Source organism: Dapis brunnea BLCC-M229 (genome assembly GCF_050015995.1).
Taxonomy (GTDB): Bacteria; Cyanobacteriota; Cyanobacteriia; order Cyanobacteriales; family Microcoleaceae; genus Trichodesmium.
The window spans coordinates 1-16,419 of the sequence record NZ_JBNHEP010000209.1; the positions used below are offsets into that span (position 1 = coordinate 1).

Annotated in this window: 7 protein-coding genes; all 7 read right to left on the minus strand. The window is 38.3% G+C overall.

Annotated features, from left to right (window positions below; all coding sequences use genetic code 11):
* Positions 1–508: 508 nt before the first annotated feature.
* Positions 509–3,916, minus strand: coding sequence for a non-ribosomal peptide synthetase (locus tag ACP6PM_RS23540; RefSeq protein ID WP_426588943.1), 3,408 nt, complete (start codon positions 3,914–3,916; stop codon positions 509–511).
* Positions 3,917–3,969: 53 nt separating this feature from the next.
* A complete protein-coding gene (locus tag ACP6PM_RS23545; protein ID WP_426588945.1) occupies positions 3,970–8,271 on the minus strand; it encodes a polyketide synthase in 4,302 nt (1,433 codons plus the stop codon).
* Positions 8,253–9,041 (minus strand): enoyl-CoA hydratase/isomerase, encoded by a 789-nt coding sequence (locus ACP6PM_RS23550; protein ID WP_426588947.1) that lies wholly within the window; start codon positions 9,039–9,041, stop codon positions 8,253–8,255. The genes ACP6PM_RS23545 and ACP6PM_RS23550 overlap by 19 nt, the downstream gene beginning before the upstream one ends.
* Complete coding sequence (locus ACP6PM_RS23555) at positions 9,032–10,291, minus strand: hydroxymethylglutaryl-CoA synthase family protein (protein WP_426588948.1); 1,260 nt, start codon at positions 10,289–10,291, stop codon at positions 9,032–9,034. The genes ACP6PM_RS23550 and ACP6PM_RS23555 overlap by 10 nt, the downstream gene beginning before the upstream one ends.
* Positions 10,292–10,356: 65 nt before the next feature.
* Positions 10,357–11,595 (minus strand): beta-ketoacyl synthase N-terminal-like domain-containing protein, encoded by a 1,239-nt coding sequence (locus ACP6PM_RS23560; protein ID WP_426588950.1) that lies wholly within the window; start codon positions 11,593–11,595, stop codon positions 10,357–10,359.
* Positions 11,585–11,842: an acyl carrier protein gene (locus ACP6PM_RS23565; protein ID WP_426588952.1), complete on the minus strand. Its 258-nt coding sequence runs from the start codon at positions 11,840–11,842 to the stop codon at positions 11,585–11,587. Before ACP6PM_RS23565 ends, ACP6PM_RS23560 begins: the two co-directional genes overlap by 11 nt.
* A 431-nt stretch (positions 11,843–12,273) precedes the next feature.
* Complete coding sequence (locus tag ACP6PM_RS23570) at positions 12,274–16,170, minus strand: beta-ketoacyl synthase N-terminal-like domain-containing protein (protein ID WP_426588954.1); 3,897 nt, start codon at positions 16,168–16,170, stop codon at positions 12,274–12,276.
* Positions 16,171–16,419: the final 249 nt, after the last annotated feature.

Below are 16,419 nucleotides of genomic sequence, written 5' to 3' on the forward strand. Positions count from 1 at the left end.
TTTGTTGAAATATTCTTCAGTCCCCGAACGCAAATCCCTTTCTATATATAGCTTTCAACTAGCTTGTCACCCCGTGAGAATTTTTGATTAACAATCAATTAATAAAGGTGAGTTTTTTCATAATATTATTCTCTAGTGTTACTTGAATAATGATTCAACCTAGTTAGGAGGTGTAGTGCGAGCGCAGAGCGCTACTGCTGACGCAACGCTCCGCGAACGCACTACACCCCGTTCATTCTCAATAAGGGTTTTCTTTTAATTGAAGTATTATTCAGTTTCTGAACGCAAATCCCTTTCTATATATAGCTTTCAACTAGCTTGTCACCCCGTGAGCCTTATCCCACAATAGCTTTGAGTTGCTTGTCACCCCGTGAGGTATATAGCTTTCAGCTAGCTTGTCACCCCGTGACCCCGTGAGTCTTTAAACCCTTATCCCACAATAGTTTTGAGATGCTTGTCTCCCCGTGATCCTGAATAGTTTTGAGGTACTTGTCACCCCGTGAGGTTCTCATAGCTTAATTTCCTCTCGTTCATCTAGTTGTCCAGTAGGGACAATTTGTAGTTGTTTGGCTAAAGACAAACTCTTTTCGTTGCTGATAGTCTCTAAGCGATCGCTCAATTCTGCTACAGTTGGTAGTTCAAATATAGTAGTCAAGGGTAGCTCTACTCCCAATTCTTGGGGTATACGATAAATTACTTGATTCGCCAATAGAGAGTGTCCCCCCAACTCAAAAAAGTTGTCATATATACTTACTTCTGAATTTTTCAGAACAGAAGCAAAAATGTTAGCAACAATTTTCTCGGTAGGGGTGCGTGGTGACACAAAACCTATTTTTCGCATGAATTCGCCTTCTGGTGACGGTAGTGCTTTGCGATTAACCTTACCGTTAGGATTCAATGGTATAGTTTCTAAAATCACAAACGCAGATGGAATCATATACTCTGGCAGTTTTTGTTTCAGAAAGTTTCGCAAATCACTATTGCTTATAGACAGACCTTGGCTGCCTATATAAGCTACCAGTATTTTATTACTAGAAGCATCTTCCCGCGCCATCACCACTACTTTTTGGACTTGAGGATGGCTACCCAGAATAACTTCGATTTCACCCAATTCTATACGAAAACCCCGGATTTTAACCTGATGATCGATCCGACCAAGAAATCGGAGATTACCGTCTGGAAGGTAGCAGGCCAAATCCCCTGTTTTATAAAGTTTTGATTTTTGACTTGGGATTTTATTGTCAAAGGGATTAGGAATAAATTTCTCTGCTGTTAATTCAGGTCGATTCAAATACCCTCTAGCTAAACCTGCACCCCCAATGTATAATTCTCCTGGTATTCCAATTGGAAGTGGTTGTTGATAGTGGTCTAGGATATATATTTGAGTGTTAGCGATAGGACAACCAATAGTGGGTTCAGTAGTACTTCCCTTTTTTAACAAAGAAAAAGTAGAATAAGTAGTATCTTCAGATGGCCCATAGAGATTGTATACCGCCTGGATACTTTCTTGCTTGTATAGTTCTTGTACCAATCGATTTGAGAATGTTTCACCTGCCAAGTTAATTATCCTGACATTAGAAGGTAAACCTTTGATTCTTAAAAGTTCAGTAATTGCAGAAGGAACTGTATTAATTAGAGTTACTTCCTCTGATTTATTAACATTAGGTAAATCTAAAGCATTCTTAGCCAGAATTACTTTACCACCACAACTTAATGTCACAAATATTTCAAAAACAGATAAGTCAAAACATATGGAAGTGGAAGCTAACACACCATCCTCTTGTTTGATGGTGAAGACTTCTTTAGCCCAATGGCATAAAGCTAGGGGACTATGATGTTCAATAGCAACTCCCTTCGGCTTTCCTGTAGAACCTGAAGTATAGATTACATAAGCCAAATTATCTGGTTTGACTTCAATCACAGAATTTTCTTGAGTATGTGCAGATATCGCTTCCCAATCCGAATCTAAACAAACTACATGAGTTTGATGTTTTGGCAACCTCTCTACTAACGAATCTTGAGTTACCAACAGAGATACTGCTGCATCAGAGAGCATATAAGCTAATCGTTCTGATGGATAATTAGGGTCTAGTGGCACATAAGCACCACCTGCCTTGAGAATCCCCAAAAGTCCAACCATCATCTCTAACGATCGCTCCATACATATACCCACCAATACTTCTGGTTTGACACCTTTTGTTTGTAAGTAGTGGGCTAATTGATTAGCACGACAATTCAACTGTTGATAAGTTAATTGCTGATCCTCAAATACAACCGCTACTGCCTGTGGATTACATTTCACTTGCTCCTCAAACAACTCATGGATACATTTATCGGTCGGATACTCAGTGAAAGTATTATTCCAGTCTATCACTAACTGCTTTCGCTCAGTTGCTGTTATAATTGGGATTTGCTCTACTGATTGTTCTGGATTTGTCACTATTCCTTCTAACAATGTTTGGAAATGATCCCCTATCCGCACAATAGTTTCTCTCTCAAACAAGTCGGTATTATACTTAAAAAATACAACCAGATGCGAGCTTTTTTCAACAATTTCTAAACTCAGATCGAACACACCTTCTTGACTAGGCATTGCCAGAGTTTCTAATTTTAATCCTCTCCAATCCAATTTACTTTGGGTTGCACCTAGAGACAGGTTTAGTCCCTCTGCTTCAGCTTGTAATTTGATTAAAGTAAACATTACCTGGAAAATAGGAGAACGACTAGGATCGCGAATCGGCTGCAATTTTTCCACCAGTAACGCTAACGGATAATCCTGATGAGCTATTGCTTCTAAGACCGTTTGACGTACTTGGTCAAGAAACTCTTTAAAAGTTTGATTTCCAGACAGATTTGCCCTCAAAACAATAGGATTAACAAAATAGCCCACAATGGAAGCAAACTCAGGTTTACCTCTACCTAGAGTAGGAGAACCCACCAAAATATCTTCCTGACCCGTATAACGATACAGGAGAACTTGAAAGGTTGCCAAAAGAATCATATAAAGAGTTACTCCTTCTATAGAAGCAAGCTCCCTAAGTTCCTGGCTAAGTTGTTCGGGTAAACTGAAAGAGTAGGAAGCACCATTATAAGTTTGTATTGGTGGGCGTTGTCGATCAGTAGGCAAATCTAGTTCTGGTAATTCTCCTACTAATTTTTGTTGCCAATATTTCCATAGCTTTTCTCCTTTTGCACTATCAAGCATTTCTCTCTGCCAGTAGACATAATCTTTATATGAATACTTGAGAGTTGAAAGGGATAGTTTCTCACCAGATATTTTGGCTTGGTAGAGTTTTGATAATTCTGCAACACTCAGTTCCATTGACCAACCATCCCAAGCAATGTGGTGTATAGTTAGCAGTAGGATATGTTCCTCCTCTGAGCGAGTGAACCACCTTACCCGCATTACCGCTTCTTTGTCTAGAGTAAAAGGATGATAGTGAGACTCTAGCAATTTCTCCTGTAGTTCTTCTTCACTCCAACTAGAAGCATTAATTTCTAATAAGTCTAACTCCTGATTTTGATCCACTTGTTGGATAGGTTCTTGATTTAAGTTTGGAAAAGTACTACATAAAATCGGGTGGCGCTCTCTCAACTCTTGGAAAACTTGATGCCAAACTTTAAAATCTACCAAGGAGCGAATGCGAGCAGCAAATGAAATATTGTAACCACCACTATCTGGTGCTAATTGCCACAAAAACCATAGTGCCCTTTGCCCGTAGGATAGCGGATAGACTTGCAGAATATCAGGTTGAGAGTGTAATAACTCTAATATTTCCCTCTTATGTTGCTTTAGTTGGGATAATACCGACTCTGTTGATTCTTCTTGGGGGGCACGGTAGCGTAGTCGTTCTCCCTCACTCCATAACTGCCAACCTTGAATTGTTAGCTCTTGTAAAAACTTTATTAGTTCCATAGTTGTTAATTTTCCCCTCAATTAAATTATATTTAAACTCAATTCAAGAATGATTATAATTCTCCCTCAATCCAAACGCGACCAGCAATCTCTGTTGCACCAGATTGTTCATTATTTTCCAGTCCAAGTTCCTGATTACTTTCAATTTGCTGTAGTTCATCATTTACATAACTTACCAAATGAACAATGCTTACCCCTTCTATAAATTTAACAACAGGGATATCAATTCCCAACTCAGTATGAATCTGATTCCTTAATTGTTCGGCCATCAGGGAGTCAACAGCCATTGTATTTATAGGTTGTTCTACATCTACTTCATAATCTTTCATCCCTAGTAGACGAGCAATTTCACTTTGAAGATAAGCGATTAAAGTATTAGTTTTCTCGCTTGCCGACATCCCCTTTAGTTGTTGTTTCAAAGGTTCATATTGCTGCTGTTTAAGAAGTAGTTCTAGAATTTTGGGTAGTAAATTGACTTCTTCCTGGGAAAGATTTCCAACTGTTTCCAATTGTTGAACTAATTTTTGAGTTTCTCCTTGATGAAGTAACTCCAGAAGCGGAGTTGTTTGATTTTTGATAGTAACAGAATTTATTTTTTGATGTCCGTTTGTAGAAGTTTCTATGGAATATTGTTTTCGTTGGAATGGATAAGTAGGTAAAACAACCTTCTGACGAACATCATCTTGGTCAAACCCTGACCAATCAACCTTCACTCCCTCTACATACAACTTCCCTAAACTCTCCAGCATTTGCACCCTATCTTTTTTCCCTGGACGTAAACTTCCTAACCACTTCTTTTTCTTCCCTACTAAACATTCTCTTCCCATCACTACTAACACTGGTTTCGGTCCTATTTCTAGGAACACTTCATACCCAAGTTCCTCCAATGTCTCCATACTCATCTCAAATTGCACTGGTTCACGCACATGCTCTACCCAATATTTGGCTGTTCTTATCCTCTCGTCTGCCTGTTTCCCTGTCACATTTGATATCAGTTTCACTTGGGGTTGATGATACCTCACTTGATTGGCTACCTTCTCAAATTCTTCTAACATTGGTTCCATCAATGGTGAATGAAAACCATGGGATACTTCTAGTCCTTTGCTCTTGATTTCCTCTGATTCTAGTCTAGTAACTATTGATTCTATGGCTTCGGCTCCACCTGAAATCACTACGGATTCTGGCCCATTGATGGCTGCAATTGTCACTTTTTCTATATATGGCCTAATTAATTCCTCCACTTTTGATTGATTTGCCATTACTGACACCATCTGACCACCGCTCGTTAACTCCTGCATCAATTTCCCTCGTTTGGCTATTAGTTTCAACCCATCTTTGACACTGAAAATTCCCCCTACGGTTGCTGCTACATATTCTCCGATGCTGTGGCCCATGACTGCATCTGGTTTAATGCCCCAGGATTGCCATAATTTGCATAGAGCGTATTCGATGGCAAATAAGGCTGGTTGGGTATAGTTTGTTTGATTGATGATACTACTATCTGAGTTATCTGTTTGAGGATAGATAATTTCTCTTAGAGGATGTTCTAGTTCCTCACGCAAAATTGTGTCACATTCGTCTATGGCATGACGGAAGACTGATTGTGTTTGATATAGCTGTCTGCCCATATTGATATACTGGGAACCTTGGCCTGTGAAGAGGAAGGCGATTTTGGGGGGGTTGCTATGATTAGGTAGTTTACCGGAAAATACTCCTGTTATTTCTGGTTGAGGTTGTTGTAGTTGAAGTAGTTTTTCGGTTAATTGTTGTTGGTTTTGTGCGAGTATGGCGAGGCGATGTTGGAAGTGGGAACGTCCTGTGTTGGCGGTGTGACATACATCTGCTAGTTCTAATTCTGGATGAGTTTGTAGATGTTTTTGATAATGAGTGACTAATTCTGTTAGAGCTGTTTCTGTTTTCGCTGACAGTGTTAATAGCTGATGCGAGTGCTTACTAGAAACTTCTGTTGTTTCTTGTGTGAGTTTGATGGGTGCTTCTTCCAAAACAATATGAGCGTTAGTACCATTGAAACCAAATGAACTAACTGTTGCTCGTTTAGGTTTACCTTCAGGTGTCTTCCAATCTTTAAATTTTGTGTTGATATAAAAGGGGCTATTTTCCAACTCCATTTCGGGGTTAGGCTGGTTGCAGTGTAATGAAGGAACCAATTTTTGATTTTTTAGGCACAAAATTGTCTTAATCAGACCTGCAACTCCAGAAGCACATGATGTATGACCAATATTTGTTTTTACCGATCCAATTCCACAAAATTGCTTTTTATTTGTGTACTCCTCAAATACTTGTTTTAAAGCTTCTACTTCAATTTCATCTCCAAGCTTCGATCCAGCAGCAGCAGTTTCTACATAACTTATAGTTTCTGGATTAATTTCAAATTTCTCATAAACCTTCTTCTCCAACTGTCTTTGAGACTCACTACTAGGAGTAAAAATACCATTAGTATCCCCATCATAATTGATGCCTGAACCTTTTACTATTCCATAAATATAGTCATTATCTCGAACTGCTTGAGCATAATCTTTTAGTAAAATAACACCACAACCCTCACTAAAAATCATACCATCAGCCGAGATATCAAATGCTTTACAAACTCCCGAAGGAGATAACATTTTGAATTGACTGATGGAAATATGTGTCATTGGTGTTTGCATTAAATTAATACCTCCAGCAATTGCTAGTTCGCTTTCTCCTCTGCGAATACTTTCACAGGCTTGATGAATTGCTACTAAGGATGAGGAACAAGCAGTATCAATAGCGATTAAAGGTCCGCGAAGGTCTAGAAAATATCCTATTCTGGCAGCCAGGATCGAAAGCAAATTTCCCGTCAAAGCGTGTCGATTAGTATCTAATCCTGACATTGACAACAACTTTAAATAATCACCATTTGTTGCCCCTACAAACACTCCACAATCTTTACTTTTCAGGGAATTTGCTGCATATCCAGCATCTTCAATAGCATGGTAAGCTTCTTCTATAAAGATTCTGTGTTGAGGGTCTATAAATTGGGCTTCTGATGGCGGAATATTAAAGAATTGAGAATCAAATTTATCAACATCTTCTAAAAAACCACCCCATTTTGAATAGGAGGTATTTGGATGATTTGGATCGGGGTGATACCAATTTTTTTCGTTCCATCTTTCAGGAGGGACTTCTGTTACGCTGTCAACACCATTCTTTAAATTTTCCCAAAACTCCTTCCAGTTATTTGCCCCTGGATATCGACATGATATACCAATAATTGCTACATCTGTGTTCTGAATTAAGGCTGATTTATTAATTTCATCTTGTTCAGTTTCTCGCTCCTGTAACAATAATTTTTCAGCATCTTCTAAAGAAATTTCTCCTGATTCTAATAATGACAGTATCTCATCTTGCTCAGTTTCTTGCTCCTGTAACAATAATTTTTCAGCATCTTCTAAAGAAATTTCTCCTGATTCTAATAATGACAGTATCTCATCTTGCTCAGTTTCTTGCTCCTGTAACAATATTGTTTTTGTAGACGTTCTAGAACTATATAAACTATCTATATATTTATATTCACTTTGATTATTATTGTATTTTTCACTATCACCCTTAATTTCGTCAAAAACTGATTCTATTCTAGTTTTTACTTCTGGTTGCTTAAAAGTGATTTCGTGCATATTAAGCTCTTTTTCTACCAACAATGGTAATTCATTTTTTGTATTCCATGCTAAATGTTCTTTTAATTTGACCAGAGATAATACAGGTTTATCTGCTATTTTATTGGCAAGATTTACTGCATAATTTAGCACTTCTTGTCTTGGTAATACTGGAAAAGGAATACCTCGTTCTGCTAGTTGCTTTCCACTGTAGTTAGAAGCTGTGAACATCATTTCTCTTGCCAACTCATACCCTAACTTTTTAGGTAATATGAGTGTTGCACCCGCTCCTGGTGTAAAACCATATTTCATAAAGTTGCTGGCATAAAAACTCTCTCGACTGAAGACAAGAAAATCTGCATATAAACCTAATGCAAACCCACCACCCAGAGCATGGCCTTCCATAGCTGCAATTACTGGAATTCGACAATTTAATGCCGAAGTTAGAATCTCAAAACCATCAGTAAATTTTGATTCCCCCTTAAAAATCGACATTAACTGTTCTTGATTACCACCTGTGCAAAAATAATTAGGAGTTCCAGCTAAGATCGCTACTTTATAAGTATCATTTTCATCGATCTTTTTAAAACATTTCCACAAATCTTCCCCTAATCTCTGAGAAAGAGAGTTAGAATGTTCCTCATCTTCCATTTTAATTTGGACAACCCCATTGTTCAATTCTGTTAGCTGCACCAAACCTACCTTTTTGTTTGCCATGGAAATACTCCTTCTTCTACATATAATCTAACTTTTGCTTGAATATGAGGATCTGCTAATAGCTTAGAAATAGTATTCACTGCTAAATCTTGAGTTTCTTGTTGAATAATCCATAACTGATTAACGTAATCTTTTAGCTGTTTCACCCCAGATGATGGTAAACACTGTAAACGCCGAATATGTTGTCGTAATACTTTAGTAATATCAGTGCTATATTCATCAACTAATCCCCAATTATAAGCATCAGTTACTGATATAGATTGAGTAGTCAGCGCTAAACGATAGGCTTTTTGAAACCCCACTCGACGAATTAAAAAAGGCAAGACACAAGCTGGTAACAGACCAAATAATAGTTCTGACAAAACAAATGTTGCCGTTTCATCAGCAAGAACTAGATCGCTTGCTGCCACAAAACCAACTCCTCCAGCTTGAACTTTACCGCGCACAAGTGACACAATTACTTTGTTACTTTGGGACATTTGCTTGAGGATATTGTAGTAGTCATTAGCACCAACTTTTGGGTCTATCTCTTCCATGTTTCCAGCAGATACTCCTTGGAAATCTAGTCCTGTACAAAACACATCAGGCAACCCTTCTAATACCACTACTTTTATCTGCTCGTCTTGTTCAGCAGCTTGAAAAGCTGATAATAATTCTTGAGTTAGCTGATAGTTAATACTGTTGTTAGCTTCTGGTCGATAGAATTGAATCCTTTGTACTGCTGATTGATAATTTATTTTCAGTGTTTGATATTCCATAGCTATACCCATTCATACTCCCTGTGAAATTCTTTAATTTCCTTTAGCACTAATAAACCTTTACCTTCAATCTGCTGCCACACAGCAGGGAAAATTTGATAATCTAAAGTTTTATTTCTGGTTCCAAAAGGAACTGTAGTATTTTTGTTGAGTAACAGTTCGTATTCCTCAAAATTTAAGGAATAACGTTGTGCTAACTGTCCTGAAAGAGAGCGTTTAGCTTGAATTTGCTGGGCTTGTGGGGTAACAACACCACTATAAAATTCTGAGCAACAACCAGAACCGTAAGAAAATAGACCAATACGTCGAGGATTACTAAATTCACCGTTATCAATGGTGCTAGCTAGGGAGACAAATACCGTTGCAGCCATAATATTACCCACTTGCTGGCAATAAGTTAAACCTGGCATTACCCGTCTGCGAAAATCTTCTTCAATTTCAGCTAGTTTAGCTTTTTTAAACTTACGCATCATATTCTTGTGGACACTTTTGATCATTCCACCAAAAGGTGTGTGAAAACTCAAATAATCAAAAGTTTTCTGATAGTCTACTCCTTCTACCAGAAGTTCATATTGCATATAGGCATTTTCACAGCAATCTAAATAAGAAAGTAAGGATAAGTCTGGGTCTCCTGCTTCCGAATCTGCGATTGGTCTACAGGTATCCATTACTTCATAGCCGTAGAAACCATTACATCCTACATCCACTTGGAAAATGTAAGGAACATCACTTACCAAAATTGCTACAGCTCCAGAACCACTGGTGGGTTCAGCAAAAGACCAATCTTCAGCTATAGGTCCAGTTCCTTCTGTAACCAAAAACCGAGATATGTCAGTTACTAGAACTAAAACTTTAGCTCCTGGAGATGCTTGAGACAAAATGAAGCTCAATGCCATTTGAAAGCCTGCTGTACCACAGTAGCAAGCTTGCTTAAGTTCAAACATACGGCAATTTCGACTTAGCCCCAAATAATTATGGATATAGTTGCTAATGGATTTGCTAAAATCTATACCTGATTCAGTACAAGTAATTACCATTTTAATCTGTTCTCTGTCTGAATCACTTAAGCTATCCATAATTGGCTTTGCTGCATTAACTGCATGGGATACAGGATCTTCATAAGGCATGGCAATTGCTTTCTCTTTTACCAGTAAATTTTGAAAGCGCTCCATGTCTAATCCACGAGCTTCTGCTAAGATTCGCAAATCTAACTTTGCTGCACCTCCGTATACGTTTAAGGCTTCTATTCCAACTGTTTTCACAAATTACTCCTGTATTTTCAATATTTTTAACTGTTCACTTTCCCACAGTGATACTAGAGTAGTTTCTATTTTCTGATCGCTAAAGCGGTGTTAATTCCTCCAAAAGCAAAACTGTTACTAATGGCATATTGAATTTCGGCTGCAACTGCAGTTTCTTGTACCCAATGTAGTGAAGGATCGATAGGATTCACTAAATTGTGAGTGGGATGACAAACTCCAGCCTTCATTTGTAATAAAGTTGCAATAACCTCTATCACTCCAGCAGCAGTCAAACAGTGACCCGTTAGAGATTTTGTCGCATTGAGTAGACAATGGGATAGCCCTACGGATTTCAATGCTGCTATTTCTGTGTAGTCACCAAGAGGGGAACTGGTACCATGAGTATTCACATAATCAATTTGCTCAGGCTTTAGGTCTGCCATAGCCAGGGCAGAATTCATGGCTCGTTCTTCTCCTTCTTGGCTTGGTGATGGACTGCGGTTTCCATCTAAACCAAGTCCCCAACCCATGAGTTGTCCATAGGAATTTACCCCTCGTTGTTTAGCATGGTCAGCTTTCTCTAGGACTAAAACTCCACAACCCTCTCCGTAAATAAAGCCATCACGATCTTGATCGAATGGCCTACAAGCTAGATGAGGAGTATTGGCAAAACGCTCACTCCCCATAGCACCTAAATTTTTAAGTCCCTGACACTCCCATGCTGAGATATCAAACAAAGCTCCAACCACTATGCTGATATCGACAACTCCCATTAAAATTTGACGAGCTGCATGAATTATGGCTACTGCTCCACTAGCAGAAGCACCACTTACGCTATAACCCTCTCCGTGAATCTGAAAACATTGAGAAAGTAGACCAATTAAATCTGTATCCCAAACTGCCATGCCGTAAGTTGGCCGTAAAAATTCTGGGTTTGATCGATAACGATCCCAGATTTGTTGTTGATAACGTTGTTGGAAATTTGAGCCACCTACCACCAGCCCAATGCGTTTCTGGTTGATTTGACCATTGATTAATTTGGCATCTTTCCAAGCCTCAGAAACAGCTATGGTTGCTATTTGTGCAGTCCAAGTGGCTGTGTTTAATAATCCACCATATTCTGGGAATAGGGATTTGACTGTAATATCTGGGAGTTCTGAGCCAATAAAAGGTTGAGAAGCTTCACGTCCTGGCCGTCTGAGATAATCAAATTGAGTTTTCCCAGATAGTAGTGCTTCTTGAAAAGCTGTAATTCCCTGACCAATAGAAGTGATAATCCCCATACCAGTTATTGCTATTTTGGCTGAATCTGGACTATTTTCCATTATTCGCTTCCAACTTAGCTGCAAATAAATCTGCCAGTTCTTGAATATTCTTGGCCCCAGCTAGTTCAATTCTTGGGATATTCAAGGACAAATCCTCCATAACCATCATAATAATTTCAGCTCGATTTACTGAATCGATTCCTAAGTTTTTGAGGCTATCAGTTGGCTCTATTACTTTTCCTTCTAATTCTGGAGCTATTTCATATGTATATTTCTTGATGGTCTCAAATATCTTATTTTTAGTCATATTTTTCTACTCCATAAAGTTAAACTAAGCGAGTTCATTTCAGTTATCAGTACCTCCGGCTTTAGTCGGAGGCTTGAAATACTAAACTGAATATTTTTTCATCCCCTTAAAAGGGGAGGCTTTGGACCTCATTTTTTGGTAAGTTACCTCACCCGACTCATCTTCAGAACTGTGAGTGATAATTTAGAGCACTTTTTAGGATAATGAGGTACAGTTTTAAGGTTAATCTCTTTTTCCCTACTCCCTAGTCCCTACTCCCTAAAGTCCTAAAATTTTGTACCTCATCAACTCCAAAACTGCTGTAATTTTGTATGTAATGTCCCTACTGCTTCAATTGAGACTGTCGGCAGTTACTCTATTGAGAAGCATCAACTACGGGTATTTACTGATTGTGTTCCTTATTTCGATCTTAACTTATGTTTATTTGAGACCTAGAATTTTGCATTTTGTTTTAATTTTTTAATCATTTTATTAGCTTCTTTACGGGTCAAATTATGATTTGCTAATTGATTAAGTATTGAACGCAATTGTTTCCTGAAATTTTCTTCTGGAATAACTTTTAATTGAGGTATCTCACGAGATTTTTTTATAGAAGAATCATGTAGTTGTGGTAATAACTGTCTACTTGTTTGGGAAATTTCCTGAGCTACATATTCTGTTAAATTTATTAAGGTTGGATAATCATATATTTTTGTGGCCTTGATTTCCAATCCATAGAGGTTATTAATAGTAGTAATCCATTCCACCCCTACTATTGAATCTAAGCCCAAATCAATAAACTTCTGGTCTTCTTCAATTTCGCTAATATCTACATATAGCACATCAGCTAACTTTTGTTTCAGCACTTGCTTTAATTCTGAGAAGTTTACCTTAGCAGAAAATGAATTGGTTAATTTAGATGTTTCTAACTGCGAAGTTTGATTATTTATATTATTATATGTATATATTTGAGAGTCTTTTTGATTATATAATCTCTCATCATTTCCTATTGTTAACAATTCTTGGGCTACATATTCTGACAATTCTAATAAAGTGGGATAATTGTATATTTTCGTTGCCTTAATTCTCAACCCATAAAGGTTATTAATAGTAGTAATCCATTCCACCCCTACTATTGAATCTAAGCCCAAATCAATAAATTTCTTGTCTTCTTCAATTTCACTAATATCTACATATAGAACATCAGCCAATTTTTGTTTTAAAGTTTGTTTAATTTCACTCATATCCACTCTACCCAAGTTTGATTTTGTTGGAGTTTGAGTAGGGCTATTTTCTACAATAGAAACAGTTTTCTGAGGTTCTATAATTTCCTGAGTTAATTTTAGAGATTCCGCCTCAATAGATTTTACTGTCAGTTTAGCTAATTTGATTTTTGGTGTTGACTTCAATAAAGAAACTTCTGGTATTGAAAAAGAACCTGGGTTCGATAATTTTATCTTTTGAATGGATAGATTAGAGGGTGGTTTTTCAATTTGAGCTGCTACTACTGGTGTTTTAACTTGTTGTTCTTCTCCCTGAGAAATTTTCTTTTTGCGATTTTGAATATCTGTTATCCAATAACGTTTTCGTTGGAACGGATAAGTAGGTAAAACCACCTTCTGACCCACATTATCTTCGTCCAACTCCAACCAATCTATCTTCACTCCCTCTACATAGAACTTCCCTACACTTTCCAGCATTTGCAACCTATCTTTTTTCCCTGCACGCAAACTTCCTAACCATTTCTTTTTCTTCCCTACTAAACACTCTCTACCCATCCCTATTAACACTGGCTTCGGTCCTATTTCTAAGAACACTTCATACCCAAGTTCATCTAATGTCTCCATACTATGGGCAAATTGTACTGCTTCTCGCACATGATCTACCCAATATTTGGCTGTTCTTATCCTCTCGTCTGCCTGTTTTCCTGTCACATTTGATATCAGTTTCACCTGCGGTTGATTATACCTCACTCGATTGGCTACTTTTTCAAATTCTCCTAACATTGGTTCCATTAATGGTGAATGAAACCCATGGGATACTTCTAGTCGTTTGCTCTTTATTCCCTCTAGTTCTAGTTGACTTACTATTGCTTCTATGGCTTCCCCTCCACCTGATATTACTACTGATTCTGGTCCGTTTATGGCCGCGATCGCTACTTTCTCTACATATGGCCCTATTAACTCTTTCACTTTCGATTCATTGGCCATTACTGACACCATCTGACCACCACTCGGTAACTCTTGCATCAATTTTCCCCGTTTGGCAATTAGTTTCAATCCATCTTTGAGACTGAAAATTCCCGCTACGGTTGCTGCTACATATTCTCCGATGCTGTGACCCATGACTACATCTGGTTTAATCCCCCAGGATTCCCATAATTTGTATAGAGCGTATTCGATGGCAAATAAAGCTGGTTGGGTATAATTTGTTTGGTTGATGATACCACTATCTAAGTCATCTGTTTGAGGATAGATAATTTCTCGTAGAGGATATTCTAACTCCTCACCCAAAATGGAGTTGCATTCGTCTATGGTTTGACGGAATACGGATTGTGTTTCATAAAGCTGGAGGCCCATGTTGATATATTGGGAACCTTGACCTGTGAAGAGGAAGGCTATTTTGGGGGGAGTGTTATGATTAGGTAGTTTACCGGAAAATACTCCTGTTGTTGTGTTAGGTTGAGGTTGTTGTAGTTGAAGTAGTTTTTCGGTTAATTGTGGTGTGTTTTCTGCGAGTATGGCCAGGCGATGTTGGAAGTGGGAACGTCCTGTGTTAGCTGTGTAACATACATCTGCTAGTTCTAATTCTGGATGAGTTTGTAGATGTTTTTGATAATGAGTTACTAATTCTTTTAGGGCTGTTTCTGTTTTGGCTGACAGTGTTAAAAGCTGATGCGACCGATCTTGTAAATCATTACTTTGGAGTTTAGAGTTTGAAGCTCGGACTTGAATAGGTGGTTCTTCCAAAATAATATGAGAATTAGTACCAGACATTCCAAAGGAACTTACCCCGGCAATCCTTGGTTTCTCAGAACGAGGCCAGGCCATGAGTGAAGTAGGAACAAGTAGAGGATTTTCATCCCATGCTATGTATGGACTAGGCTTAGAAAAGTGCAAATGAGGTGGGATTTCTTCATTATCCAATGATAACACTACTTTCATCAAACCCATTATTCCTGCTGCTGATTCTGAGTGACCAAAGTTACTTTTTACAGAACCAATCACCAAAGGATTTGACTGAGAACGATTAGGACATAAGACTGATGTCAAAGCTCCTACCTCAATAGGGTCTCCCAGAGATGTGCCAGTACCGTGAGCTTCTACATAGTTGACTTGAGTAGGCTCTATCTCGGCATTTTTGATAGCTTGACGAATTACTTCCTCCTGAGCCATTTGATTAGGAACAGTCAAACCATTGCTGATACCATTATGGTTTATTGCTGAACCTTTAATTACAGCCCAAATACGATCTCGATGTGCGATCGCATCCGAAAGTTTCTTCAGGGCAATCATTCCACATCCTTCACTGCGACTCATCCCATTTGCTGAAGAATCAAAACTTTTACAGCGACTATCAGGAGAAAGAACATTACCACTACAAAACATCATTGTTGTTTCTGGAAATAGGTTAAGGTTAACCCCTCCTGCAACAGCCAAATTACATTCATTGAATCTGAGACTCTGACAAGCTAAATGAATTGCGACCAGAGAAGAAGAACAGCCAGTATCAATAGCTATATTAGGACCTTGGAAACCAAGAAGAAAAGAAAGACGCCCCGAGCCAAAACACAAACCACTTCCTGTCGCATCATAGATACTAAGTTCATTTGCCTTTGGGTCTGAGATTTGTAATCTGCCATATTCTGTTTGTGTTATACCCACAAAGATTCCTGTCCGGCTATTCTCTAAATCTTCAGGAGATTGTCCACCGTGTTCTAATGCCTCCCAACTAACTTCTAATAGCAAACGGTGTTGGGGATCGATGCTGAGAGCTTCTCTGGGAGAAATACCAAAGAACTTTGGGTCAAATAGATCTATATCATTTAAAAACCCGCCCCCTCGCGTGTAAACTGTTCCAGGAACACCAGACTCGGAGGTGTAGTATTCATCAATATTCCAGCGTTCTGAAGGCACTTCTGTAATCCCATCTACTCCTTGATGTAGGAGATTCCAGAACGCTTCTGGATTGTTAGCATTTTCTGGAAAACGACAACCCATACCAATAATGGCTATTGGTTCATCTCTGTTCTGACGTTTTAGAGCGTCAAGTTCTGACTCAAGTTTGGCCAACTTTTTTGATGCCTTCTCGATCAGTTTTATATAGCGTAACTCTTCTTGATTATCCATTTATAGTACCTGCTTCATAAAATCGATATAAAACGTTATAATAAGGGACATTTTAATATTTATATCAAATCCGCTTAATTCGGTAGAAAAAATGTTCTATTTTCAACCATTATCAAATCTCCCCACACTTCCCACCCTTCCCACACTCTTTATTCCACCGATACTACCAGATTTGATACTACTTCCTGCTTTGCTGAGGCAACGCTGCGCGTTTCATGTCCCATAGCTAAACAACTGAGGCCGTCGGCG

What these genes read in the sequence shown, in the direction of transcription:
- ACP6PM_RS23570 (WP_426588954.1), bottom strand. Translation starts at nt 16,170, where the DNA reads ATGGATAATCAAGAAGAGTTACGCTATATAAAACTGATCGAGAAGGCA.
- ACP6PM_RS23545 (WP_426588945.1), bottom strand. Translation starts at nt 8,271, where the DNA reads ATGGCAAACAAAAAGGTAGGTTTGGTGCAGCTAACAGAATTGAACAAT.
- ACP6PM_RS23565 (WP_426588952.1), bottom strand. Translation starts at nt 11,842, where the DNA reads ATGACTAAAAATAAGATATTTGAGACCATCAAGAAATATACATATGAA.
- ACP6PM_RS23560 (WP_426588950.1), bottom strand. Translation starts at nt 11,595, where the DNA reads ATGGAAAATAGTCCAGATTCAGCCAAAATAGCAATAACTGGTATGGGG.
- ACP6PM_RS23540 (WP_426588943.1), bottom strand. Translation starts at nt 3,916, where the DNA reads ATGGAACTAATAAAGTTTTTACAAGAGCTAACAATTCAAGGTTGGCAG.
- ACP6PM_RS23550 (WP_426588947.1), bottom strand. Translation starts at nt 9,041, where the DNA reads ATGGGTATAGCTATGGAATATCAAACACTGAAAATAAATTATCAATCA.